Genomic DNA, 25161 nt, shown 5'->3' with positions numbered 1-25161 from the left:
CAGTGGCCGACAACGCGCGCGCCAAGAGGCTGGCGGACCTCATCCGAGAGGTGGTGGCCCAGAAGCTGCTGCGCGGGATCAAGGACCCGCGGCTCGGCTCACACGTCACCATCACGGACACCCGGGTCACAGGTGACCTGCGGGAGGCGACCGTCTTCTACACCGTGTACGGGGACGACGAGGAGCGGGCCGCCGCGGCCGCCGGCCTGGAGAGCGCCAAGGGCGTGCTCCGCAGCGCGGTCGGTGCGGCGGCGGGCGTGAAGTTCACGCCGACGCTGACGTTCATGGCCGACGCGCTGCCCGACACCGCCAAGACCATCGAGGACCTCCTCGACAAGGCACGCCAGTCCGACGAGAAGGTCCGCGAGGTCTCGGCGGGCGCCGCCTACGCCGGTGAGGCCGACCCGTACCGGAAGCCGGACGACGAGGACGAGACGGACGACGCCGCCGAATGAACGTGAAGACTCCGCCGCCCGACGGCCTTGTCATCGTCGACAAGCCGTCGGGCTTCACTTCGCACGACGTGGTCGCCAAGATGCGCGGGATCGCCAGGACCCGCCGCGTCGGACACGCGGGCACCCTCGACCCCATGGCGACGGGCGTCCTCGTCCTCGGCGTGGAGAAGGCGACCAAGCTCCTCGGGCACCTCGCGCTGACCGAGAAGGAGTACGTGGGCACGATCCGGCTCGGCCAGACCACCCTGACCGACGACGCGGAGGGCGAGATCACGGGGTCGGCAGACGCCTCGAAGGTCACCCGGGACGCCGTCGACGCGGGGATCGCCAAGCTGAGCGGCGCCATCATGCAGGTGCCGTCCAAGGTCAGCGCCATCAAGATCGACGGAGTGCGCTCCTACAAGCGGGCCCGTGACGGCGAGGAGTTCGAGATCCCCGCCCGTCCCGTCACCGTCTCGTCCTTCGCGGTCCACGACATCCGGGACGCGGTCGCCGAGGACGGCACCGCGGTTCTCGACCTGGTGGTCTCCGTGGTCTGCTCCTCCGGCACCTACATCCGGGCGCTCGCCCGCGACCTGGGCGCCGACGTGGGCGTGGGCGGCCACCTCACCGCCCTGCGCCGCACCCGCGTGGGCCCGTACAAGCTGGACTCGGCGAAGACCCTCGACCAGCTCCAGCAGGAGCTGACGGTGATGCCGATCGCCGACGCCGCCACGGCCGCGTTCCCCCGCTGGGACGTCGACGCCCGGCGGGCCAAGCTGCTCGGCAACGGCGTACGGCTCGACATGCCCGACGCGTACGCGGGCGCCGGCACGGTGGCCGTGTTCGACGCCGAGGGCCGCTTCCTCGCGCTGGTCGAGGAACACAAGGGCAAGGCGAAGAGTCTGGCCGTCTTCGGATAAGGGTCGTCCGCCGTCCGCCGTCCGGCGGAGCAGGCCGGCGGGAGTCGGCGTGCCGGGCCCCGCGATGCCGGGTCCGGCTGCGGTTACGGGGAGCGGACGGTTGCAGGGCGGGGCGGGAGTCGGCACTGAGCGCCGGCCCTGCTGGGCACTCCCTGCGCGGAGGGTGTGCCGCGCCCGTCCCGCCGGACCGGTGCGGGGGCAGTGCCGAGGGCGTCTGCCCGTGGAGCGGCGATCACGGGGTTGCGCCGCCGCTCCACGGTCCCCCTCGGTTCCCCCACCCCTAGGGTGTATCCGCCCGTCCCCATCCATTCACCCGCGCGGACGGGCGCTCGGAGTGAACCGGGGGAGCGGAAGGGGGCGCGTTCACCACGCGATCTGTCCCGCTGATCACCACGCGCCTACCGTCGAAAGCAGGAACGTGCGTACGGCGGGGAGGTTCGACCATGGCGGCTCGGGGCCCGCGGGGTGACTCCGTCGGCGCGGCGGCGCCTGTCGCCTCCGACGTCGGCGCACAGAGCCCGGCACAGCGGGGCGGGGCCGAACGGGAGACGGCCCCGACCACGGCACCGCCGGGCCCCGAGGCACGCGAGAGCGTTCGGCCGGGCGACCCGGGGACAGGCTCCGCAGGGCACGATGACCGCGAGGCGGCACAGGGGACCCGGCGGGTCCGGTGGGGGGACCGGGAGGCCGACGACACCGGCCAGGCCGGTCGCAGCGGGTGCGAAAGATCCAGGTCCACTCGGCGCGGCGACCCTCCCCGGCACGCGCGCGGCCGCAGCGGCGGGCTTCAGGAACAGGTCTCCGGGCCCGGTCGCGACGAGGACCTCGTACACATCCACGATCTGGCCGGGCGGGCCCGGGGCACCGGATTCGTGGCCGATCACCACGGCACCGTCGTCACCAGTCACGAGGCCGTCGACGGGCTGCCCCGACTGGTGCTGCGCGCCTCCGGCGACCGCACCTGTGTGGTGACCGCCGACGCGGTGACCCAGCTGCCCGAGCTGGACCTGGCGCTCGTGCGGACCGAGGGACTCGGCGTGGACCCGCTCCCGGTCTCCGCGCACGACACCCCCGAGACCGGCGCCTACGTCCGCCTCCCCGCCGGGTGCTGGCGCGAGGCCCGGGTCCTCGGCCCGACCCCCGTGACCTACACGGCCACCGACCGCTTCCACCTCCTCGAAGACGCCCTGGAACTGGCGATCGGCACCGCGGGCCGGGACGCCCTGCGCCTGGGCGGCGGGGCCGCCGGGGGACCGGTGCTCGACGCCGGGACCGGCGCGGTCGTCGCCGTCCTCGGCACCGCGCTGCAGAGCGGCCACCGCGACAGCGGTTACGCGGTCCCGCTCCGCCCCGCCCGCCCCGGCCCCCTCGCCGACCTGCTCGCGGAGAACGCGGCGACGGTCCCCGCGTACGGCGCCGCCCTCAACCTGGCCGGCGTGCTGGAACTGACGGCCACCTCGGTGGGCCAGGACGGCCCGCCGGGCACGCTGGCGGGTTACGTGGGGCGCGGAAGCACGACAGAGCCGGTCGAACGGGCCGCGCCGACAAGGGAGTTCACCGCCTTCACCGAGGGACCGGCCACCGTCCTCGGACTCGTCGGCCCGCCCGGCAGTGGCCGTACGACCGAACTCGCGGCCCTCGCCGCCCGCCGCCACCGCGGCCCCGTCCCGGCCCCCACCCTCTGGCTGCGCGGCGCCGACCTGGCGGACACCGACACCTCGGTGGCCGACGCGGCCCGCCGCGCGCTCACCAGGGCCGCCCGCATCGTGGCGAGCTCCGCGGACACCGTGCCCGCGGACCTCGGCGACATCACCCCCGAGCGCCTGGCGCGGCTGTCCCGGGCCGCCGACCGCCCCCTGATCCTCCTCCTCGACAGCCCCGAGGAGATGCCACCGGTCCTGGCCCACCGCCTGGCCGAGTGGACCGAGGGCACGGTGACGTGGCTGCGCGAGACGGGAGCACGCCTGGTGGTGGCGTGCCGGGAGGAGTACTGGGAGGCGGCGGGGACGGCCTTCCCGGAGGACCTGCTGCACGGCAGCGCGGACCGGTTCCTCCCGCCCTGCGTCCGCCTCGCCGACCTCACCGACGACGAGGCCCGCCGGGCCAGGGCCCGCTACGGCGTCCCCGACGGCGCCCTGACCGGCCCCGACGCCCGGCACCCCCTCGCACTCCGCCTCCTCTCCGAGGTCCGCGCGGCCCTCCCGGACGTCCCGCACACCCCCGTGGACCGCGACGAGGTCTTCTCGGCGTACCTCGACCTGATGTGCCTGCGCATCGCGGTACGGCTGGCCACCCCGAGCGGCCTGCGCGGCACCGCGGTCCGCCGCCTCGCCGCCAAGGTCTCCGGGCAGGTCCACGAGGCCGCCCGCCGCAGCCTCGGCCCCGGCCAGGGCGAACTGGACCGCGAGTCGTTCGAGGCCGTGTTCCCCTGGGGCCCGGCCCCCGTACGGCTCGGCGGCTGCGGCTGGGCCACCGCCGTCCTCACCGAGGGCCTCCTCGTCCCCGCCGGCACCGGCTACCGCTTCGCCCACGAGGAACTCGCCGACTGGATCCAGGGCACGCACCTGGACCTGGACGAGGCCCTGCGTGCCCTCGTCCACCGCCGCCGCACCGGCCGGGAACACCCCCTGCCCGTCCCGCGCCACCGCATCGGCCCCGTCGTCCAGGCCCTGCTCCTCGTCGCGCGCCAGCACGGCGCACCCCGACTGGCGTACCGGCTGCAGGAGTTGGTCCACGCCCTCGATGTCGATCCGCAGTCCTGGTGGGCGTCCCGTCTCCTCACCGAGACCCTGCTGCGCGTGCCCGACGCGACGCCGTACAGCGATGTCCTGCGGCAGCTCACCGACCGTCTCGTGGCCAGGCGCCGCCAAGGAGAGCCGGTACCGCCCGCGTTCGGCCCCGCCTTCTGGACGGCCCTTCCGCTCCCGCAGGGCGCCCGCTTCGACCTGCTCCGCCGTCTCGTCCTCGCCGACGGGCCTCCGCACGAGGCCGGTCCCCGGTTCCTGGACGCCGTCGCGGAGCTGCTCGCCGCCGACCCCGCCGCCGTACAGCCGTATCTCACTCGCTGGTTCGACGACGAGCGGCCGCTGCCCGCGACCCCGCACGCGACTGTGGCCAAGGCCGCGCAGGCGCTGCTGCACACGCATCGGACCCGAGCCCTGGACGACCTCACCGAGGTACTCGTCGGCTGTGCGCACCGGCGGGCCGACGAACTGCTCGCCGTGCTGGCCGAGGACGAACCGTCGGCGGTGTGCCGGGCCGTGGACCGGTGGGCGCACGACGAGCGGCCCGCGAGAAGGGTGGCGGCGGTGGCGTACGGACTGCGGGCCGCCGCGCACGTACGCACCGAGGCCGACCGCGAGCTCTTGCGCTACGCCGCCCTCACCCTGCTCGCCCGCCCCGACGACTGCACCCTGCACGGCGGCGCGCTCGCCCTGCTCGTCCGCGACCCACGCACGCGTGCCCGTCATCTCCCGCAGGCGCTAGGGCACTTCGCGGCCGCCGACCCGCAGTTCCCGCCGAGCGCGCTGGTCCCCGCGCTCGCCACCGACCCCGACCCGGTCCTGGACGCGTTCCGGGAGCGGCTGCGCAGGCCGGGTGCCGGGGAGGCACTGCGCACGCTCGCGGACGTCACCACGCCCGCACTGGCACGCCGGGTGGCCGCGCTGGTGCGGGAGGCGGTCCAGCAGCGCCCGGAGACGGCCGGGGACGTGGCCGCGTACGTCGACCGGCGCCTCGACCAGGGCCCCGCCGTCCGGGCCGTCCTCCTGCCCCTGGTCACCGGCCTCCTCGACGGCGGCCCGGAAGGGGTACGGGCCGCGCTGGCGGCCGTCCTCGCGGGACCCGGCGCCCCCGTCTCCCTGCCGCTGCGCCAGGAACTCCTCGAACGGCTCCTCGACCACGAACAGGAGCCCGCGGTCCTGGTAGCCCTGCTGCCCGCGGCGGCCGCCCGCGTGGACGCCGGCATCCGCGATCTCGTCCACCGCATCGGCCTCCTGCTCGTCCGCACCCCGGACGGGGCGAGCCGCTTCGACCGCGGTCTCGTCGACCTCGGCCGGCACGTACCCGGGTTCGCCGCGCTGGTCGCAGGCTGGCTCACCGAGAATCCGCAGGAGTGGGCGTCGGTCGTCGGGCCCAGTACCCGGCGGATGATCGAGAACCTGGCGGGCGTACGGGTGCCCGCCTGAGATTGCGTGCGTCGGGTCACAGCCCCCATGCCGATGCGAGCCACGGGCACGCGGCATGGCACCCTTAGACCTGCATAAGTCGTGAGAGTCAATACCGGACACGGGTTCGACGAGGAGCGGTCACAGTGCAGCGCTGGCGTGGCTTGGAGGACATCCCCGAGGGCTGGGGGCGCAGCGTCGTCACCATCGGGTCCTACGACGGCGTTCACCGCGGGCACCAGCTGATCATCCGGCATGCCGTGGACCGCGCCCGCGAGCTGGGCGTCCCCTCCGTCGTCGTCACCTTCGACCCGCACCCCAGCGAGGTCGTCCGCCCCGGCAGCCACCCCCCGCTGCTGGCCCCGCACCACCGCCGCGCCGAGCTGATGGCCGGCCTGGGTGTGGACGCGATCCTGATCCTGCCCTTCACCACGGAGTTCTCGAAGCTCTCGCCGGCCGACTTCGTCGTCAAGGTCCTGGTCGACAAGCTGCACGCCAAGGCGGTCGTCGAGGGCCCCAACTTCCGTTTCGGCCACAAGGCCGCGGGCAATGTCGACTTCCTCGTCGAGCAGGGCAAGACGTACGACTTCGAGGTCGAGGTCGTCGACCTGTACGTGTCCGGCACGGCGGGCGGCGGCGAGCCCTTCTCCTCCACGCTGACCCGGCGCCTGGTCGCCGAGGGCGACGTGGAGGGCGCCGGGGAGATCCTGGGCCGCCCGCACCGGGTGGAGGGCGTGGTCGTTCGAGGTGCCCAGCGGGGGCGGGAGTTGGGCTTCCCCACGGCCAACGTCGAGACCCTGCCCCACACCGCCATCCCGGCCGACGGTGTCTACGCCGGCTGGCTGCACACGCAGGGCGAGGCGATGCCGGCGGCGATCTCCGTCGGCACCAACCCGCAGTTCGACGGCACCGAGCGCACCGTGGAGGCGTACGCGATCGACCGGATCGGGCTCGACCTGTACGGGCTGCACGTGGCGGTGGACTTCCTCGCCTATGTGCGAGGGCAGCAGAAGTTCGAGTCGCTGGACGCGCTGCTGAAGGCGATGGCCGTCGATGTGCAGCGCTGCCGTGAGCTGATCGGGGACGCCGCCCGGGCCTGAAGCGCGCGCACATGAGTGGGGGCCGACACCTTCAAGGTGCCGGCCCCCACTCATGTCCGCTGCCGTTTCCGGCTAGTGCTGCGGCGGCTGCCCCGCGTTCGGGTCGTACGGCGGCTGGGGGAACCCGGGGTGCGGCTGGCCGGGCTGACCAGGCTGAGGGGTCTGCCAGGGCTGGCCGGGCTGGGCGCCCGGGTAGCCCTGGAACGGCGGCTGGGGCTGCTGCGGCTGTCCCGCGGGGGCCTGTTGGCCCGGCATCGGGGGAGCCATGGTCGGCGGCTGGATGCCGCCCTGCCCCGTCCACAGCCCCTGCTCCTGCTGGGCACGCACGAAGTCCTCGGCGACCATGGTGGCCAGCTCGAAGTACGCCTCACGGACCTTCGGCCGCATCATGTCGAGGTCGACCTCGGCACCGGCTGCCAGGTGCTCGTCGAACGGTACGACGATCACGCCGCGGCAGCGTTGCTCGAAGTGCGTGACGATGTCCTCGACCTTGATCGTCTTGCCGGTCTCGCGCACACCGGAGATCACGGTGATGGACCGTGAGACCAGCGACGCGTAGCCGTGCGCCGACAGCCAGTCGAGCGTCGTGCTGGCGCTGCTCGCCCCGTCCACCGACGGCGTCGAGATGATGATCAGCTGGTCGGCGAGGTCGAGCACCCCGCGCATGGCGCTGTAGAGCAGACCCGTGCCCGAGTCGGTGAGGATGATCGGGTACTGACGGCCCAGCACGTCGATCGCGCGCCGGTAGTCCTCGTCGTTGAACGTCGTGGACACGGCCGGGTCGACGTCGTTGGCGATGATCTCCAGGCCGGAGGGCGCCTGCGAGGTGAACCGCCGGATGTCCATGTACGAGTTGAGGTACGGGATCGCCTGGACCAGGTCACGGATGGTGGCGCCGGTCTCGCGCCGCACCCGGCGGCCGAGCGTGCCGGCGTCCGGGTTGGCGTCGATGGCGAGGATCTTGTCCTGGCGCTCGGTGGCGAGGGTCGAGCCGAGGGCGGTGGTCGTGGTCGTCTTGCCCACGCCGCCCTTGAGGCTGATCACCGCGATCCGGTAGCAGGACAGCACCGGAGTGCGGATGAGGTCGAGCTTGCGCTGCCTCTCCTGCTCCTCCTTCTTGCCACCGATCTTGAACTTCGACCCGCCCGGAACGGGACGGCTGCTCTTGGCCTTCTGCTTCTTGCTGTTGACCAGCCGGTCCGAGGTCAGCTCGACGGCGGCGTTGTAGCCGAGCGGCGCACCCGCGCCGGCGACCTGCTGCCGCTGGTCGTGCTGAACGGCCGCCGGCCACGCGGCCCCGGTGCGGGGATCCACGCCGGGCTGGCCGGGAGCGCCCCCGTACGGGTTGGGGTTGGGGTGGGCCGCCTGCGGCGGCTGCCCCGGGAACTGCTGCTGTCCCGGCTGCGGCTGCGGCTGGGCAGGGGGCGGCGGCACGGGCTGACCGGGGTGGCCGGGCTGTACCGGGGCCTGCTGCTGGGGGTAGCCGTAGCCGCTCTGGTCCGGCTGGGGAACGGGCGGCTGCGGGAAGCCATAGCCACTGTGCGGGTTCGGGGGCACCGGCGGCTGCGGGTAGCCGTAACCGTCCTGGCCGGGCTGATGAGGGGCGGGCGGCTGCGGGAAGCCGTAGCCGCTCTGAGGGTTCGGAGGCGCGGGCGGCTGCGGGTAGCCGTAACCGCCCTGCGCCGCCGGGTTCCCGGGCTGCGGCGGGGTGGCCGGCCAGCCTCCGGGCGCGGGCTGCGGTGCCTGGGGCTGGGTGGGCGGCAGCGGGGCGCCGGGCTGTGCGGCGGGCGGCTGCGGCTGCCCGCCTGTCGTCCACTCGGGGGCAGACGGCGGCACCGCGCCGGACGCCGTCGACGCGAACTGGGGCGGCAGCGGCGGGACGGCACCCTGCGGAGCCGGCGGCGGCCGCCAGCCGTCCTGCTGCGCCTCGGGCTGCTCCGGTACGGGGCTCTGCGCGGCCGGGGGCTGCTCCGGGACGGCGGGCTGCGCGGCAGCCTGCGGCTCGGTGGCGGTCTCGCCTCCCGGGACGGCGGTCTCGGGAGCGGGGGGTTCCTGGGCTTCCGGTGCCGCGGCCTCGGGGGCCGCGGCCTGCGGGGCGTCCGCGTTCTGGGCGGCGGCTCCGGACTCGTCGTCGGAGCCGGTTGCCCCAGCCGTCTCGCTCGGGGCCGCGGCGGCCGGTGCATCCGAGGCCGCCTCCGGCTCCGGGGACGCCTGCGGGGCTTCGGCGGGGGGAGACGGCTCGGGGGCGGTGGGTGCGGAGGGCGCGAGGGGTGCCTCCGCCGACGGGGCGGCGGGGGGCTGGGGGACGCTCGGCGTCGCAACGGGGGCGGACGGTGCGCCGCTACGGCTCTCCGCGTCACCGCCGGCGGAAGCCGCACCGATGTCCGAGGAGGGCGGGCCGGGGGCTGCGGGAGGCGCGGGCTGCACCGGGGGCGCGGGGGCCACGGGCGGTGCGGGTGCCACGGGCGGCGCCGGAGCTGCCGGGGCGATGGGAGGCGCGGGCGCCACCGGGACCGTGGGAGCCACCGGGGCCGCAGGGGGTGCAGGGGGCGCCGGAGGGGTGGGCGCTTGCGGGTAGCCGTAACCGCTCTGCGGGTTCGGGGGAGCAGGGGGCTGCGGATAGCCGTAACCGCCCTGGGGGTTCGGGGGCGCGGGCGGCTGCGGGGCCGTGCCGGGGTTGCCCGTCCACGGCGGCGGCGGAGGCGGCGGCGTCATGCCGGGCGCACCCGCGGACGGGTCGAACCGCGGGCCGGGGACGGGGGCCGGGCCAGGGGTCGGCACGCCGACCGGCGACGGTGCGGAACCGGACGTATCGGGGTAACCGGGGTGGGGTGCAGGCGCGGTGGGGGCAGGGGCGGGCGCGGGAGGCGCCGGGTCGGCTTCGGGTGCCGCGCTCTGCGTGTACCAGGCAGGTGCGGCGTAGTCGATGGTGAACTCGCCCGTGATCTCGACGGCGGACTCCGCGTCGGACTGGTCGTCGCTGGGCGTGGTCCAGCCCGCGCGCAGCCCGTCCCGATCGCTCTGCACAATTCCTCCTGGTGTGGTCGAGCACCCTCATGCCGTGTGGGCACTCATGTGCCGGGCCGGGGGCGACCGTCCTGTTGTCCGATCCGTCTGAGTCCCCTGGACGCGAACAACCCACCCGTGGGTTCTTACGTCGCACCCGCATCAAGCGTAAACGCCACAGGGCCCGGCGGGGCAGGCCCGTCCACTGTGCGCTCGCACGCACCGGACCGTCGCCCGCCTCGATGTCGCCCTTGTGGCGGTTGGTCTGTCTTCTGTGGCCCGGTGCGGTCGACCACGGCCCGGCCAGGGCCGGGCCGCCGTGCCTACTCCGCGGTGAGCCCGCCGTTGTGCGGTGCGGGCTCCAGGTCGAACTCGCCGTCACGGGCGCCGAGTACGAAGGCCCGCCACTCCGCCTCCGTGTACCGCAGCACGGTGTCCGGGTCCAGGGAGGACCGCATGGCCACCGCTCCCTCCGGGAGGTAGGCGATCTCGACGCGCTCCTCGTGCTCCTCGGTGCCGGGGGCGCTGTGCCACTCGACACCCGAGATGTCCAGGCCGTACAGCTCGTCCCGTTCCCGCTCTTTTCGCGCCTTCACGTCCGGGTCCGGTGTCTTTGCGGCGATGTCGTCCGCGTCGGTCATGGTCAGCGGGCCCTTTCTCATGAGCGAACCTCGTGCAGGAGAACCCTACTTGGCCTCGGCACCCTCACACGGCGCAACGGTTCCGTTACGAACTCGCGTGAGGGATCGGCACCTTGACCATGACGGCGTTCACCCGCCCGCCGCCGGGTCAGTCCATCCGGCGGGGCGCCCCGAGAAGACCGGTCTCCGCGTCGGTCGGCTGGGTCATCACGTACTGCCGGCTCTTCTGCGTGCACCACAGGGCGACGTTGTCGGAGAGGGACGACAGGGACGCGGCGTCGCCGTGGGGCAACCGCATGGACTTGCCGACCACTTCGGACTCCTGCGGGGAGATCCGCTGGATCCCGACGACGTCCGCGTTGGCCAGCAGCCGGGGCGCGGTGGGGCCGAGGTAGGGGAGCAGGGTCAGCACCGACTGCCAGGGCGCCGTGGTGAGACGGCTGCGCGGCGGACGGATGCCGAGGTCGCGGATGATCAGCACCGGGCTGGCCGGGGACGGGCCCTGCGGGGCGATCCGCCCCACCTGGTGCACCGTCACGGCCTGTTGGCCGCCGCCCGCCGCCTGCGCCATCGGAGCCCACAGCTGCGGACGGGCCGTCTCCACGGCCACGCGCGCGCCGATCGCCGCCGCCCGCAGGGCGATCACCTGGGCCAGCCAGGTACCGCCGACCAGCACCATGTCCAGACGGGTGGGGCGGCACAGGCCCAGCACCGCGGGCTGGTTGTCGGGGTCTATACCGAGGATCAGGCCGTCGTCGCCGACGGGCAGGGTCAGCTGCGCCAGCACGTCGGCGTCGACGAGGTGGCGGTCACGCCGGGGGCCGAGCAGACCGAAGGCCTCCCGCAGCCGCCGCTCGGGACCGATCCGGGCGGGCTCCGGCGAACGGGGCAGGTGCCCGGCACGCTGTCCGGGGAAGCCCGGGGTGGCCGATCCGAAGCCGGAACGGCCGGAGGGACGCATGGTGGGAGCGGACATCAGCGGGTACCTCCCAGCGGCAGGGTGGCCAGGACTCCGGGCAACTGCTCACGGTCGAGCCGTACGAGACCGACCTTGAACGCGGACGCGGCCCGCTCCAAGTGCTGGGCGGCCTCGCCCAGTTCGTTCTCACCGCGGCCCGTCAGGCGCACATGTCCGGACAGCGCCAGGACCTTGCCGCGCCGCCTGCTGATGGTGAGCGAGAAGGTGCTGGCGAGCGTGGGCGCGGAGGTCAGCGCGCCGACCAGCCGGGGGAAGGCAGGACCGGCGCCGCCGAACTGCGGCCACTTGGAGATCCAGTACGTGGTGTGCAGCCGGTCGTCGCAGCGCCAGGTACGGGTGGTCTCGGCCGTACGGCGGCCCGAGCGGCTCCCGTCGAGCGCGGCACCGCCGGTGGTGGCCATCGGGTTGACACAGCTGGAGGTGGCAATGGCGCCGCAGATGTCCGACTCGCTCAGCACCTTGGCCTGCATGCCGGCTCCCATGAGGCGGCTGGCCAGCTGGTCGGCGACGCGCAGCAGCGCCCGCCGGGCCCCCTGCATACCCCCGCCGCGCGCTTCCACGGCCTCGGGGCACAGCTCCGGGTCGAACTTGAGCGCGACCCAGGTGATGCGCAGCCCGGGCGTCATGCTCTGCGCCTGCAGCGGCCCGTAGGAGCGGACCGCCATGGCCTGCGGAGGCAGATGCGGGGCGGGGGCGGGCTGGGTGTGCTGGACGACCTGGACGGAGGCGAGCCGGATGTCGTCGACTTCGAGCAGACCCTGGAGCAGGTCGAGGGGGATGTCGCCGTGGCCGTGGGTCGGACGCAGCGGGGTGTCGGCGGCCTGCACCTGAACCAGCGCGGTGAGGAAGGTGCCGTCGCCGAGCATGCCGATCTCGCGCTGCTCGCGGTCCTGGAAGCTGTAGGTGCGCAGTGCCGGGTCGCACTCGACGGCGGGGGCGAAGCCGGGGTCGGTGCCGGGGGGCACCGGCTCGGCGTTGCGCTTGCGGCGGTCCCTCAGGGCACGGGCGGTGCTGAACCAGTCGGGCAGCGGGCGGCCGCGCCGGCGCAGCAGTCCGGCCAGGACCAGAGGTACGGCCAGCACGATGCCGACGGTGAGACCGATGGGGCGCAGCAGCCAGCCGATCAGCAGGACCGCGGCGGCCAGTTCGAAGCCGACCAGCTGCTGGACCCGGATGGGCCCGATGCTGCCGGGGCGCCGGGCGAGCGACGGCGAGGCCGGACTCGGGGGCGTGGACGGCTGTGCCGGTTCCGGCACCTGCCCCGGCCCCTCGTTCTCCTGGGTACGACGGCCGCCATTACGGCGCCGGGACCTGGTCGCAGTGCTCATCCCCCGGTACAACCCCTTTGCATTGTCTGGCCGCGACTCGAGCTGGCGGCGGATCACCGTACCCCGTACCGTACGGTGCGATCGTCACACGGCATAGTAGAGGCCCCTGCAGGAGCAAACGCCACGGAGTACCGGGCGGCCCTGGGGAGTTCCGCATTCGGCAGCAAAGCGAAAATAACGGGGAGTTGACCCATCGATGGCGACACGTAGGGATGAGCTGAACGCTTACTCCTTCGCGCGCAGGCGCACGGTGGCGGCGTTTCTTCAGCCGTCTCCGCACGGTTCGGAAGAGGCCGCTCCGCGCCCCCTGAAGACGGTCCTGCCGAGTCTCGGTGTGGCGGCGCTGGTGCTCATCGGATTCGGGGCGTGGGGAATGCTCAGTCCGACCGCGCCGAAAGGCTGGGACGACCAGGGCAAGAACATCCTGGTCGGCAGCGAGTCGACGACGCGCTATGTGCTGGTGAAGACCAAGGGTGAGGACAAGCCCAGCCTGCACCCGGTCCTCAACCTGGCGTCCGCCAAGCTGCTGCTGAACGGCGAGAGCCCGCAGGTCCTGAAGGTCAAGGAGTCGGTGCTCGACAACAGCAAGTACCCGATGGGCGCGACGGTGGGAATTCCCTTCGCGCCGGACCGGCTGCCCTCGGCTTCCGACGCCGAGAAGGCCAAGGTCTGGGCGCTGTGTGAGGCGCCGGGTTCGGACGGGCAGCCGGTGCGGGCCACGTACGTGCTGGACCAGGGCGACTACAACGACCTGATGCACAAGGGAAAGAAGGAGCTGAACCAGCGGCAGGCCCTGTACGTCGAGGGCCCCGCCGCATCCGGCGACACCAGCGGTCCGCGGTACATGGTCACCGGGGACGGGCAGGCCTACCTGCTGGGCGGTGTGGGCTGGAGGCTCCAGGGGGAGGAGTCGATGCAGACCCTGGAGCGCGCGGTGTTCGGTGCCGCGACGCCGCAGAAGGTCAGCGCGGACTTCATCAAGACGCTGCACCTCGCGGGCGACCTGGACTTCCCCGACCTGGGTGGGGACGTGGGATCGGTGGCGCACGTCGAGGGCCTTGACCCCAACTACTCCAGGGTGGGCCTGATCCTGGAGGCCGATGGTTCCATCGGCGGCAAGAAGCAGCAGTACATCGTGCTGAAGGACAAGGTCCAGGCCGTGTCAAACTTCACGGCGCAGATGTGGCTGCGCAGTACCTGGGTGGACGGCGCGTACGGCTCCCAGAAGCCGGCAGCGGTGCAGGTCAGGTTCAACGACGTCCGGCCGTCGCCCGGCGAGTGGATGTCGGCGAAGAACTGGCCCGCGGAGCCGGTGATCGTGGCCAACACGCAGGAGAAGGGCGGGAACAAGGTCTCGTGCAGCATCTGGCACGGCGGTAAGGACGACCCGCGGACCGGCAAGGACCAGATGACCGTCTGGACCGGCCCGGACTACCCGAAGGACGTCTCCCAGAGCGGTTCGAGCACCTACGTCTCGCCCGGCAGCGGCCTGCTCTTCAAGCGGCTCACCGGCGCCGACGCCGGTGGCGGCAGCACCTTCCTCGTGACCGACACCGGGCTGCGCTACTCGGTCCCAGCGACGAACGACAGTCAGGTCACCGGCGGAGAGAAGACCGACAGCAACACCCAGCAGCAGACCAACACCGCTCAGGTCAGGCTCGGTTACGGCAAGATCAAGCCGGTCGCGGTGCCGGCGGCGTGGGCCGATCTGCTGGCGGCGGGGCCGGAGCTCAGCAGCGGGAACGCGGAGCAGGCGCAGGGGTCGTAGGCCCGGTGGATCGTGAGGGTCCCAGGCCCACGCGATCCGTAGGTCGTAGCCCACGAGATCCCGTAGGTCGTAGGCACCGCAAGGTTCCGTAGGCCATAGAGCCGCAGGCACCACAAGGTTCCGTGGGCCGTAGGCCCGCTGATTTCCGAACCCGGACCGTTCTTCTGACGCGGTCCGGGCGGCCAGTTGTACCCGAAACGCTTTCGTACTCAACCAACACACTTGTGAAAAAGGTGAGTTGAGTTGATCGCGATCTTGCTACATACCCCAACTGATGTTCGCTCTGTCAGTCGATGCGTCTAGAGTGGAAGCAGACCGGACTGGATACGTCTGCCACCATTCGGTGTCGGCGTTCCGAGTGAGGGTCTACTCAGAACTCCTACGTCTCATGGGGGACACAACATGGCTGGACAGCAGTTCACCATGACCGAGGAGGAGATGGTCGCGTTCAGCGGCAAGATCTCCTCGGTCAACTCCTCGATCCAGGGCGAAATCTCCCGCCTGCAGACCGTGATCGACACGATCACGGGCGGCTGGAAGGGCTCGGCGGCCACCGCGTACAACAACCTGCAGTCGCAGGTGAACCAGGATGCCAACAAGATCAACCAGATCTTGAACGACATCAAGGAAGCGATCGACCAGAGCACCAAGTCCTACGCGGCTTCGGAAGAGGAGCAGCGTGCGTCCATCCAGAACATCGCGGCTTCGTCCCCCTTTGGATGATCGGACCTGTGCGCCGCGGCGCACGTCCGTGACAGACCATCCACACATCTGAGGAGACACAGAAGAGATGTCCGGGCAGATTCTTGTAAATTTCGCCACGATCTCCCAGGCCGCGCAGGACGTCCGCAGCACCGCGGGCAAGGTCCGCACGCAGCTGGACGAGCTGGAGAGCGGCGTCAAGCGGATCTCCGCCAGCTGGGAAGGCCAGGCCCAGGAGTCCTACCGCGCCAAGCAGGCCGAGTGGGACCAGCGAGCCGCCTCCATGCAGCAGACGCTGGAGGCCATTGCCAAGGCCCTCGACAGCGCCGCCCAGAACTACCAGGCGACCGAGTCGAAGAACGCCCAGATCTGGGGCGGCTGACGTGATCGCTTGATGGGGGCGGGTGCGCGACAGCGCGCTCGCCCCCATCGGCGGTTGACGGGACGTGCGGTTTCTCCGGCGCACAGCGGATCGTGACGTCCGCTGGTCGCCGTTCCGTGCGTCTCGTGCAGGAACAAAAACGGGAGGACGTAAGACAGTGGGATCCGGGGCATCGCGCGCCGCGCGTCGGAGCGCCGCAGGAACCGCCGCGATGGCGGTCCTCGCCTGTGGGCTGCCCTTCGCGAGCGCCGTACAGGCCGGCGCCGCGGAGCAGGTACGGACCGTCCTGGCCGACGACGGCGACGTCCGGTTCCAGATCGACGACACCAGCTGCTCGTTCCCTTCCGACATCATCAAGGGAACGCCCTGGTCGCTGCAGCGTGTGGTCCTCGACCAGCTGTGGCAGGACACCAGGGGCAAGGGCGTCAAGGTCGCCGTCATCGACACCGGCGTGGACACGGTCAACGCCCAGCTCAAGGGCGGCGCGGTCGCCAACGGAACCGACTTCCTGCACAAGGGCGGCAACGGCAAGAACGACTCCGAGGTGGGCCACGGCACCAAGGTGGCGGGGATCATCGCCGCCCGGAAGCTCGACGGCACGGGTTTCATCGGCCTCGCTCCGGAAGCGACGATCATCCCGATCCGGCAGAACGACGACAAGGGCAGCGGCAACGTCGGCACGATGATGAAGGCGATCAGGTGGGCGGCCGACCACGGTGCGAGCATCATCAACATCTCGCAGGACACCGCGTCCAAGATGGACCCGACGGTCGACACCGCCTTCCGGGAGACCATCAAGTACGCCCAGGGGAAGGACGTCCTGATCGTCGCGGCGGCCGGTAACGACGGCGCCGACGGCAAGGTCAAGAAGACGTACCCGGCGGCGTACCCGGGCGTGCTGGCCGTGGCGGCCTCCGACCGCAACAACGCGCGGGCCCCCTTCTCGCAGTCGGGCCCCTTCGTCGGCGTGGCGGCACCGGGCATCGACATGGTCTCGACGGTCCCGGTGGGTGGCAACTGTGTCGACCAGGGCACGAGTTTCGCCGCCCCGTACGTCTCGGGTGTCGCGGCCCTGATCCGCGCCAAGCACCCGGAGTGGAACTACAAGCAGGTCATCACCCAGATCGAGCAGACGGCGGACCGGACGACGTCGGGCCGGGACGACTTCGTGGGCTGGGGCGTCATCGACCCGGCGTCCGCGGTCAACGACGACACGACGGAACCCTCGGCCGCCGGCCCGAAGCCGGACTCGGCCGGCCCCGCGGGCCACTCCGCGGACGTCCAGGCGGCGACGCTGGTCCTGGGCGAGTCCCAGCAACAACGCACGGAACGGTACGCGCTGTACGTACTGGCGGCCGGATTCGCCCTCGTGCTTCTGTTGTTCGGGGGCGGACGGGTTCTGAGTGACTGGCGACGCAAGCAGGGTGTGGGTAACAACGTGGAGTCAACGGGGAGCTGAGCATCATGGCTGAGCAGTACAAGGTCGATCTGAGTGAGATCGAGGGCACGATCACCAAGCTCAACGGCGTCATCAAGAACATGACGACGTCCAAGTCGAGCTGCATGGGCAACACGTACCTGCCGCAGGGCGCGTTGGGTACGGGCTTCGGTGAGGCCAAGGCGCTGTACGACGCGCACGAATCGATGAAGGAACGTCTCTACGAGATCGTCGCGCACCTGGAAGACGTGCTGGACGACTTCGGCAAGAAGACGAAGAGGACGCATGACGCGTTCAGCGACGCTGAGGCGGAGAACTATGCGGCGTTCAACAGGAAGTAACGGGATGTCCTGCTACGTGGATATGAGGGGGCTGTAGACATGGGCGACAAGGGCATCGACGACTTCGAGTACGTCGAGACGAACCAGTGCATTTCGGCGAAGCACACCACGCCGTTCGGGCTCGGCTACGACATGGACCAGATGAAGGACATGGTCCGTGACGCCGACCCGGGGACGGTGAACAGGGTCGCAACGGCCTGGGACGCTCTGAGCAAGGACCTGGTCGGGCCCGGCGGGATCAAGGAGAGCCTCGACGCCGCCGTCGAACACGTCCTCGCTCACTGGGAGGGCCAGAGCGCGGACCTGTTCAGGGCACGGGCGCAGGTGATCAGCAAGAAGCTCATCGACAGCTCCAAGTACGCCACCCACACCTCGACGTCCCTCAAGGGCGCCGCCGCGGTCCTCGACGACATCAAGCCGCAGGTCCTGGCGATGGAGAAGCCGAGCAAGGTCTCCAGCGCCCTCGACTACGTCGGCAACCTGGGCGACCGCGACGACACGGGCGCGAACAACGCCCTCAAGAGCGGCGCCAGCTCCCAGTCAGCCCTCGACGGCAACGCGGGCAGCCTGTCGGAGGGCCGCGAGGCGCAGCTGCGGATGGCTGTGAAGATGGAGGCGTTGGGGGCGGCGTATAACAGCCGGGCTGCGGAGATGGGGTCGTGGCAGCCCAAGGGCAGGGTCGACGATCACGAGGATTATCCCGGTGACCCCGGCGGCGTGGCTCCCGCTCCCGTGGTTGTCCCGACAGAGACTGCGACGCGAAGTCCGCAGCGGGCTACGACGAGCACTGCTCGCAGTGGTCAGACCAGCACGATCAGCACGTCCAAGGTGGTAACTCCCCCCTCTGGCATCACGGGGGGCGCACACCAACCGATCGTCTCGGAGCCTCAGGTCGGCACGGCGATTGACGGCGTCTCTGGCGGACGCACCGCACCGTCCACGATCGGCGGTGCCAGCACCGTCGGTGGCGCATCGGCTGGCGGTGGTGGCCTCGGTGGTGGTGGCGTAGGTGGCGGCTTCGTCGGAGGCGCCGTTGGCGGAGCAGCTGCAGCCGGTGCTGCTCGCGGCGGTATGGCCGGTCGTGCTGGTGGCGCTGCGGGTATCGCGGGTCGCGCCGGCGCAGGAGGTAATGGTGGCGCAGGTGCTGCCAGGGGTGCTGCCGGTCGCGTCGGGGGCACGGCGCGTGGCGGCGTAGTCGGTGGCACGCCCAGGTCGGGTGCTGGTGCTGGTGCGGGTGGCAGCGCGGGCAGGGGCACCGCCGGTGGCTCGGGCCTGCACAGCAGCCGTGGCGCCGCAGGCAAGGGAGCCAGCGCTGTCCGCAAGGGCGGCGTTGCAGGTGCTCCGGGTTCGCGTACTGGTCGCCGTAAGGAAGACGAGCAGCGCGAGGGCGAGCGTCCCGACTATTTGGTCGAGGACGAAGAGACCTGGGCTCCGCCGACCGACGCAGCGCCTCGTGTCATTGAGTAGTTGTTCAGTGCTCACCGGCGCGTGACAGGATGCGTGGGCGTGGCCTTCGGGGCACGCCCACGTCGGGTATGGGAGAGGAAGACGGAATGGCCCTCACGCGAATGGTGCGTGCTGTAGCCGCCAGTGCAATGACAGGCGCGCTCATCCTGGCGGCGGCTCCTAGTGCTTCTGCCGACCAGACCAGACGTGACCAGTGGGCGCTGGAGACGCTACAGGCCGATTCCGTCTGGAAAATTTCGGAGGGCAAGGGTGTCACTGTTGCAGTAATTGACACCGGCGTGAATTCTCAACATGTCGACCTCAAAGGTAATGTTCTCCACGGTAAAGATTTCGTTGACGGTGACGAAGATGCATCTCCTTCAGCGACAGATGACGACCCGACCCACGGCACGGGAATGGCTTCGATCATTGCGGGTCACGGTCATGGTTCAGATGCGGCCGACGGCGTGATGGGGCTGGCGCCCGAAGCTAAGATCCTCCCCATTCGAGATAACCTCGACACCGATCTCAGTTTTGCTGATGAGATCCGCTATGCCGTCGACCAGGGGGCATCAGTAATCAACATCTCTGGTTTCACAGGCAAGGATGACCCCGCTGATCGTGAAGCAGTGGCATACGCCCTGAAGCGCGACGTGTTGATCGTTGCTGGTGCCGGGAACCAAGACAAAGATCCCAAAATTGAATACCCTGCAAAGTATCCGGGTGTGCTCGCAGTGGCAGGAGTGGGAAAAGACGGGAACTTCTGGAACGGATCAAACTACGGTCCGGAAGTTCTACTGACTGCGCCTGCGACGCGCATTGTGAGTGCATCATGGCCCGGTGATAAACTGCGTATCGGCGACGGCACCTCTGATGCTACTGCGTTCGTAGCTGCCGCCGCAGCTTTGCTCCGGTCGAAGTTTCCCGACCTCTCGGCTGGCCAGATTGCTAACCGCCTCGTAAAGACGGCGGTCCTGCCAGATTCCGCCAAGGGAATCTCCCTCCCCGACGAGAAGTACGGCTACGGCACCATCCGCCCGCTCGCCGCGCTGACGGATAACATCCCCGCAGGCTCGAAGTACGGACCGCTCAAGGCCCCCGAGGCAGGATCTGAAAGCCCGTCTGCTGCCGCAACTGACGGCTCGTCTGGCACTGAGGGCTCTGCAGCACAAGAAAAGGCCGACCAGAAGCAGACGATCTTCTTTGTCGTCCTCGGTGTTGTAGCCCTGATCGTGATTGGCCTCATCGTTCTTCTGATTGTGAAGCTGGCCAGGCGTAACAAGAACAAGAACGGTGGACCAGGCCCGACCGGGTACCCGCAGTACGGCCAGCAACCCGCCCCACCGCACCAGAACCCGTATCAGCAGCAAGTGGCGCCGCAGCAAAACCCGTATCAGCAGCAGTCCACCCCGCCTCACGGCCAGTGGCCGCCGCAGCAGTAGCCGCAGGTTCTGTTCGACGCGGATCTCTGTAGGCAGGTCGTGGGTGCAAGGACGACCGATCGTCCTTGCACCCACATTGTTGTTTTGGACCGCTTGCGCTCTCCTGTCACTGGCCGATTACCTGGTCGAGGACGAGGAGACCTGGACCCCGCAGACGAACGCGGCTCCTCGAGTCATTGAGAAGTCGCCTGCAATCGGGGCTCACCGGCACGTGACAGGATGCATGGGCGTGGCTTCTGAGCCACGCCCACTTTCAGCAACGGGGTAGGGGATACGGAATGGCCTTTAAGCGAACGGTGCACGCCTTGGGCACCATGGCGCTCACTGGCGTGCTTGTCCTTGCCGCGGCTCCTGCTGCTTCGGCTGACCAGACCAGACGTGACCAATGGGTACTGGATGCGCTTCAGGCCGATTCTGTATGGAAGGACTCGAAGGGCAGGGGCGTCACCGTTGCTGTAATTGACACCGGCGTCAACGCCGAGCACCAGGACCTTAGGGGAAGCGTACTCCAGGGAAAAGACTTTGTAGATGGCGACGATGACGCTTCTCCGAAGGAAGATGGTGGCCTGAACTCTAATCATGGCACAGAAATGGCCTCTCTGATTGCCGGACACGGCCATGGGGTGGGGGCTGCTGACGGCGTAATGGGACTGGCGCCAGAAGCCAAAATTCTGCCTATTAGATGGAGTGGTCCTGGGTTCGCGGATGAGATTCGCTATGCCGTGGATCATGGAGCATATATCGTGAGCATGTCCGTTAGCTCCAGTCAGGATTTTTCTGAAGACCGAGAAGCAGTGACTTATGCACTTGAGCATAATGTCCTTATCGTGACAGCTTCGGGAAATGAAGGAAAAGCCGACGCGATCCAGTTTCCAGGAGAGTATCCGGGTGTCCTTACTGTCGGCGGCGTAGACAAGACCGGCATTATTTGGAAAAAGTCTAACTACGGTCCTCAAGTTCTATTGACTGCGCCTGCTGTGGGTATTGTCAGCGCAGGATGGCCAGGTAATAAACTGCGCATCGGCACAGGGACGTCTGCATCGGCAGCGCTAACATCTGCAGCGGCTGCCTTGGTCAAGGCAAAGTTCCCCAACTTGACCCCCGGGCAGATCGCAAATCGGCTCGTTAAGACGGCAACGTTGCCCCAGTCGGCCAAGAGTATCTCTCTACCCGATGAGAGGTATGGCTACGGCATCGTCAACCCGCTTGCAGCGTTGACGGAGGACATTCCGGCAGGCTCGAAGTATGGGCCGCTGCGGGTTTCAGGAGCTGAGGACTCCTCCGCTGCTCCCAGCGTTAGTGCCTCCGATGCTGGCTCCGTCGCAGAAAAAGAGAAGGCAGACCAGAAGCAGATGCTCTTCCTCGTCGTTCTCGGCGTTGTCGCTCTGGTGCTGATCGGCCTCATCGTCCTCCTGATCGTGAAGCGGTCTCGCCGCAAAAAGAGCAGCAACGATAGGTCCGGTGGCCCACCCGGCTACCCGCAGTACGGCCAGCAGCCTGCTCCGCCGCACCAGAACCCGTATCAGCAGCAAGTGGCGCCGCAGCAAAACCCGTATCAGCAGCAGTCAACCCCGCCTCACGGCCAGTGGCCGCCGCAGCAGTAACTGCAGATTTGGTTCGGCAGTTGGTGACCCCGGCGGTGGAGCTCGCGGACGACTACCGCGGAGTGTTGCTGGGTGTCGCCCGCACAGTGACGTTCACTGATCCCATGCCACCGGCCGAGGCGAATCGCAGCTCTGGGATGGAAGAAGGAAGTCCCTTCGGATGAAAATGAGAAAAGGCGATGGTGGTGTTGAGTCGCAGTCAGCGCAGCCTCCTTACCCGACCGATGGAACTGACTTCCGGGGGGCATTGAGGCATCACTACGTTTTCGCCCTGAAGCGCTTTGCCCGGCTCGGCCCCATCTTCCTGGCCGTTTGGCTCTTCGTGTTCTACTCGAAGATCGGTTCCCTTTTCCTGCTGGGAATCGTAGGGTTCTTTGGATTCGCTTTCACGCTGATCGCCTTGTGGAGTCGAGTGCTCTGGATCCTGAAGTGCTCCCGAGTGTTCCGTACTTACCCCCTTGAATTCAGGGGGCCGGTCACCAAGGTGAACCGGGACGGCGAGCTGCTGTTCCTCCGCTTCGCGGATCAGGGTAATGAAGCCACGATGCGTGCGAGAAATCCTCTGAAGCGTCCAGAATGGCCTGAAGGGATTTCGGACGGTGTGTGGTTCGCCGGTGACGACCCGTTCGGCGGTGCGGCCATCGTGGTGGGAACCGGTGAACTGCTGTTCATGCAGCCGAACGCGTGGAAGCTGTTCGCGGACAAGCGGAAAGACGCGGGGACTGAACGCAGAACGCGGGCACGTCGAGCGTGGATCTCGTGGCGTGTCACCTTCCGTCTCCGCGTCTTCGGAACGTAGGTCGTCACGGCGGCAGGGCAGGGCCTCGACGTAGTCACAGGTTGCTGGGGCGTCCGCTGCGAGACCGCTGGACATGGCCCTCGGCAGGACTCCGGTGGGTCAAAAGACCGTTGAAGTCGTCTGCGTCCGGTTGAGTTGTCCGGTGGCCCTGTCCAGGCGGTGCTAGGGGTCAGACGAGCGCCATCCCAACGATCGATGCGTCACCGGGGACGCGTCACCGCATGGGGTGGTTCTCTCGATCGTGTTGGCAGGCCGGCCTTCGAAGAGGCTGATCGTCCTCCTTGGCGTAAGGAGGACGGCTGCTCGACGTCACAGCCCGCCGAAGACCACTCCACGCCAGGTCCATCCGGACTGGAGCACGGCGTCCCGCAGGGGGTTGACCAGTTCCGCGCTGTCGAAGCGGAAGGTCTCCGTTGCTTCGAGGCTGCTGTCGTCTCCTCGTTGGATTCGTCGGTGGGTGGAGATGGTCCTGCTCGGTCCGCGTGTATACCGCGACGAAATCCTGAGCGTCGGAGGATTCCCCACGCGGCTCACCTCCCACCCTTCCTGGAGGGCACGTACCTCGTGGTCTTCGTGGTCCAGGCGCATGCGGATGCGTACGGCGCGCGACAGTTGGGACTGGATGAAGAAGGGCTGCCAGGTCGGTTCCGCCAGTCGCCATTCCGCGACGAGGTCGGCGTCTTCGGGGGCGCCGTCGCGGATGACGTAGGGGAGGTCGGGCCGGTTGAGGCCGAGGAGGGTTGTCCGTACATCCTTGGCCGAGGCTGGTACCGCACCGTCGGCGGGGCGCTGGGTACCGGTCAACTTGTCGAAGATTCCCACGGAGACAAGCTACGACGATTTGAGTGCGGGTTGCGTGAAGCATTGATGGCCAGCGAGTGGGGATGTCGCTGTGACTCGCCGCCTGCTCGAACTCGCGGCTGCCTATCGCTGGTTCTTGTGTCGAGCAGGCTGAATCTGGAGAGTAGAATCGGCCGCTGTTCGTGAATGTACGGGCGTACTCGGCGGATGTGTGACGTGCCATGGGCCCCTCCCGAGTTTCGCCAAGCTGTGACGGCTGTATGGGCGTTGAGGTGTGCCCTGACGCTTTCGGGTGACAACTCTGGCGATATGCAGTCGAGTTGGAGTGCGGGGCGATCGTTGTTTAAATGATCGAGCAAGTTCGCCCGCAATCGCATACTCACGGGGTTACTTATGAAGACGTCCGCTCTGTCCACCCGGCATGCCGTCACCGCTCTCGCTTGTGCCGCTGCGCTCGTGTCACTCACGGCCTGCAACAGCGACAGTGACACCGCAGACTCCGCAGCCGGCTCCACGCCTTCCAAGGCCGCGAATGCCAGTCCCGCCGCCAAGGCGAACGGAATCGAAAAGCTCTCCGTGAAGGAGATCTACAACACGGCGATGAAGACCAATGCCGAGGCGGGATCCTTCCACGAGAAGATGGAGCGCGAGGGCGCCAAGAGCGATCTGCGGCTCTCCGCGACGGAATGTGTCGGCACCGTCGACATCTCGGAGAAGGGCTCCTTCCAGGTCGTCCGCAAGGGAAACGACATCTGGGCAAAGCCTGATGCGACGTTCGCCAAGGGAATTAACTCGGAGCTCGGTGACAACGCGCTTTCCACCGAGAAGTGGAGCCACGGGACGCCGAGCAACGCGCTCATGGCGAAGCTCGCCAGCTGGTGCCACCCGGAACAGTTCACCGCTCCCGACACGCTCGACGCCGCCACCAAGGCGACCAAGGGCAAGGTCACCATGGTGGACGGTCAGCAGGTGGTGCCGCTCGTCCTGGCGGGCAAGGGGGATTCCGTCACGTGGTACGTGGCGACCACCGGCAAGCCGTACTTCGTCAAGCAGGACAGCACCCGTGACGACATGCAGGACCTCACGGAGTCCGACTTCGGCACGTCGGTGGGTGCGAAGGCGCCGACCGGGGCTGTCGTGGCAGCACCCAAAGTCTGATCTGCGGTGAGTGAGACGGCTCGGCGGGCAGATGCCCGTCGGGTCGTTCGCGTTCGTGTCTCACGGTCCGGTGAACGGTGGTACACGCAACGGAAGATCCGGTATCTTCGGCCTGCCTGATTGGCATGTCCTTGCCTGCGGCGCGCCGGGCGCGCGGCTCGGCCGGAGTGGGCACCTCACGTCGTACGGATGAGACGAAGCCGTAGACCGGGGAACGAAGCGGGCATGCCCACCACTTTTCACAACGGGGATGGGACAAGGGATGAGTACTCCCTTCGATGCGCCGCAGCACAGCGGATCCACACCGACGCGGCTGAACTCCGTGCCCGCGGACGGCGGCGGAGGGGGCGGTGGCGGCGGGACTAACGTCGACACCCAGCGCCTCGACGAGGCCGCCAACGCGCTCGTCGAGCTGCGCGGTGATACCGAGAACGCCGACAAGGGTGCCGACGACGACTGCCTGAGCGCTTCCAGGGGGCTGAACAAGCACAGCGCCGGGGGTATGGCCGAGGCGGGCTCCTGGGCCACCGCCGGCTCCCTGGTGACCATGGACGTCCGCTGGGGCTCCCAGGTCATCAATCTCAAGCGCCTGCTCCAGGACATCAGCGACAAGCTCCACACCACCTCCGGCCACTACACCAGTACCGAGCAGGAGGAGCAGGCCCGGCAGCACTCGATCAGCACGCCCTTCGGGTGACTGCGG

The 25161-nt window shown here is 69.3% G+C and carries 20 protein-coding genes; 15 read left to right on the top strand and 5 right to left on the bottom strand.

Going from position 1 to position 25161, the window contains the following annotated elements:
• Nucleotides 1-2 precede the first annotated feature (2 nt).
• The 4 genes from rbfA (at nucleotide 3) to ACZ48Z_RS39750 (ending at nucleotide 6623) form a co-directional block, all read left to right on the top strand.
• A complete protein-coding gene (gene rbfA / locus ACZ48Z_RS39765) occupies nucleotides 3-455 on the top strand; it encodes a 30S ribosome-binding factor RbfA (RefSeq protein WP_468740790.1) in 453 nt (150 codons plus the stop codon).
• A complete protein-coding gene (gene truB / locus ACZ48Z_RS39760; protein ID WP_468740789.1) occupies nucleotides 452-1357 on the top strand; it encodes a tRNA pseudouridine(55) synthase TruB in 906 nt (301 codons plus the stop codon). The genes rbfA and truB overlap by 4 nt, the downstream gene beginning before the upstream one ends.
• A gap of 443 nt (nucleotides 1358-1800) precedes the next feature.
• Nucleotides 1801-5544 carry a trypsin-like peptidase domain-containing protein gene (locus tag ACZ48Z_RS39755; RefSeq protein ID WP_468740788.1) on the top strand — a complete coding sequence of 1248 codons (3744 nt, stop codon included), beginning with the start codon at nucleotides 1801-1803 and terminating at the stop codon, nucleotides 5542-5544.
• A gap of 125 nt (nucleotides 5545-5669) precedes the next feature.
• The gene (locus ACZ48Z_RS39750; RefSeq protein WP_468740787.1) at nucleotides 5670-6623 is read left to right on the top strand and encodes a bifunctional riboflavin kinase/FAD synthetase; all 954 of its coding nucleotides are present in this window, start codon (nucleotides 5670-5672) and stop codon (nucleotides 6621-6623) included.
• Between the two features lie 72 nt (nucleotides 6624-6695).
• On the opposite strand, the gene ACZ48Z_RS39745 is transcribed toward ACZ48Z_RS39750, so the two are convergent.
• The 4 genes from ACZ48Z_RS39745 to eccE all read right to left on the bottom strand — a co-directional run bounded on the left by ACZ48Z_RS39745 (nucleotide 6696) and on the right by eccE (nucleotide 12577).
• Nucleotides 6696-9650, bottom strand: a complete 2955-nt coding sequence (locus ACZ48Z_RS39745; RefSeq protein WP_468740786.1) for an SCO5717 family growth-regulating ATPase — start codon at nucleotides 9648-9650, stop codon at nucleotides 6696-6698.
• 302 nt (nucleotides 9651-9952) lie between these two features.
• The gene (locus ACZ48Z_RS39740) at nucleotides 9953-10270 is read right to left on the bottom strand and encodes a DUF397 domain-containing protein (RefSeq protein ID WP_468740834.1); all 318 of its coding nucleotides are present in this window, start codon (nucleotides 10268-10270) and stop codon (nucleotides 9953-9955) included.
• A gap of 148 nt (nucleotides 10271-10418) precedes the next feature.
• Nucleotides 10419-11246 carry a hypothetical protein gene (locus tag ACZ48Z_RS39735; protein ID WP_468740785.1) on the bottom strand — a complete coding sequence of 276 codons (828 nt, stop codon included), beginning with the start codon at nucleotides 11244-11246 and terminating at the stop codon, nucleotides 10419-10421.
• On the bottom strand, nucleotides 11246-12577 hold the full coding sequence (gene eccE, locus ACZ48Z_RS39730) for a type VII secretion protein EccE (RefSeq protein ID WP_468740784.1): 1332 nt from the start codon (nucleotides 12575-12577) through the stop codon (nucleotides 11246-11248). Before eccE ends, ACZ48Z_RS39735 begins: the two co-directional genes overlap by 1 nt.
• A 196-nt stretch (nucleotides 12578-12773) precedes the next feature.
• On the opposite strand from eccE, the gene eccB reads away from it, so the two are divergent.
• From eccB to ACZ48Z_RS39685, 9 genes are all read left to right on the top strand, one after another.
• Nucleotides 12774-14345: a type VII secretion protein EccB gene (eccB, locus tag ACZ48Z_RS39725; protein WP_468740783.1), complete on the top strand. Its 1572-nt coding sequence runs from the start codon at nucleotides 12774-12776 to the stop codon at nucleotides 14343-14345.
• Between the two features lie 402 nt (nucleotides 14346-14747).
• Complete coding sequence (locus ACZ48Z_RS39720) at nucleotides 14748-15068, top strand: WXG100 family type VII secretion target (RefSeq protein WP_031049986.1); 321 nt, start codon at nucleotides 14748-14750, stop codon at nucleotides 15066-15068.
• Nucleotides 15069-15135: 67 nt separating this feature from the next.
• Nucleotides 15136-15429: a WXG100 family type VII secretion target gene (locus ACZ48Z_RS39715; RefSeq protein WP_266558894.1), complete on the top strand. Its 294-nt coding sequence runs from the start codon at nucleotides 15136-15138 to the stop codon at nucleotides 15427-15429.
• A 211-nt stretch (nucleotides 15430-15640) separates the two neighbouring features.
• Nucleotides 15641-16888, top strand: a complete 1248-nt coding sequence (gene mycP / locus ACZ48Z_RS39710) for a type VII secretion-associated serine protease mycosin (RefSeq protein ID WP_468740782.1) — start codon at nucleotides 15641-15643, stop codon at nucleotides 16886-16888.
• A gap of 5 nt (nucleotides 16889-16893) precedes the next feature.
• A complete protein-coding gene (locus tag ACZ48Z_RS39705) occupies nucleotides 16894-17208 on the top strand; it encodes a WXG100 family type VII secretion target (protein WP_468740781.1) in 315 nt (104 codons plus the stop codon).
• Between the two features lie 39 nt (nucleotides 17209-17247).
• The gene (locus ACZ48Z_RS39700; protein ID WP_468740780.1) at nucleotides 17248-18675 is read left to right on the top strand and encodes a hypothetical protein; all 1428 of its coding nucleotides are present in this window, start codon (nucleotides 17248-17250) and stop codon (nucleotides 18673-18675) included.
• A gap of 86 nt (nucleotides 18676-18761) precedes the next feature.
• Nucleotides 18762-20096 (top strand): type VII secretion-associated serine protease mycosin, encoded by a 1335-nt coding sequence (mycP, locus tag ACZ48Z_RS39695; protein WP_468740779.1) that lies wholly within the window; start codon nucleotides 18762-18764, stop codon nucleotides 20094-20096.
• A 314-nt stretch (nucleotides 20097-20410) separates the two neighbouring features.
• Nucleotides 20411-21700, top strand: a complete 1290-nt coding sequence (locus ACZ48Z_RS39690) for a S8 family serine peptidase (protein WP_468740833.1) — start codon at nucleotides 20411-20413, stop codon at nucleotides 21698-21700.
• A 160-nt stretch (nucleotides 21701-21860) separates the two neighbouring features.
• Nucleotides 21861-22499, top strand: a complete 639-nt coding sequence (locus ACZ48Z_RS39685) for a hypothetical protein (protein ID WP_468740778.1) — start codon at nucleotides 21861-21863, stop codon at nucleotides 22497-22499.
• Between the two features lie 309 nt (nucleotides 22500-22808).
• Here the strand turns inward: ACZ48Z_RS39685 and ACZ48Z_RS39680 are convergent, their stop codons facing one another.
• Nucleotides 22809-23321 carry a hypothetical protein gene (locus ACZ48Z_RS39680; RefSeq protein WP_468740777.1) on the bottom strand — a complete coding sequence of 171 codons (513 nt, stop codon included), beginning with the start codon at nucleotides 23319-23321 and terminating at the stop codon, nucleotides 22809-22811.
• Nucleotides 23322-23693: 372 nt separating this feature from the next.
• On the opposite strand from ACZ48Z_RS39680, the gene ACZ48Z_RS39675 reads away from it, so the two are divergent.
• Nucleotides 23694-24458 carry a hypothetical protein gene (locus ACZ48Z_RS39675; protein WP_468740776.1) on the top strand — a complete coding sequence of 255 codons (765 nt, stop codon included), beginning with the start codon at nucleotides 23694-23696 and terminating at the stop codon, nucleotides 24456-24458.
• Between the two features lie 262 nt (nucleotides 24459-24720).
• Nucleotides 24721-25155, top strand: coding sequence for a hypothetical protein (locus ACZ48Z_RS39670; protein WP_468740775.1), 435 nt, complete (start codon nucleotides 24721-24723; stop codon nucleotides 25153-25155).
• Nucleotides 25156-25161 lie beyond the last annotated feature (6 nt).

It is taken from the genome of Streptomyces sp. NPDC031225, assembly GCF_055570355.1.
The sequence above is the reverse complement of the archived record's forward strand: the minus strand, read 5'-3'. Positions and strand labels throughout refer to the sequence as shown.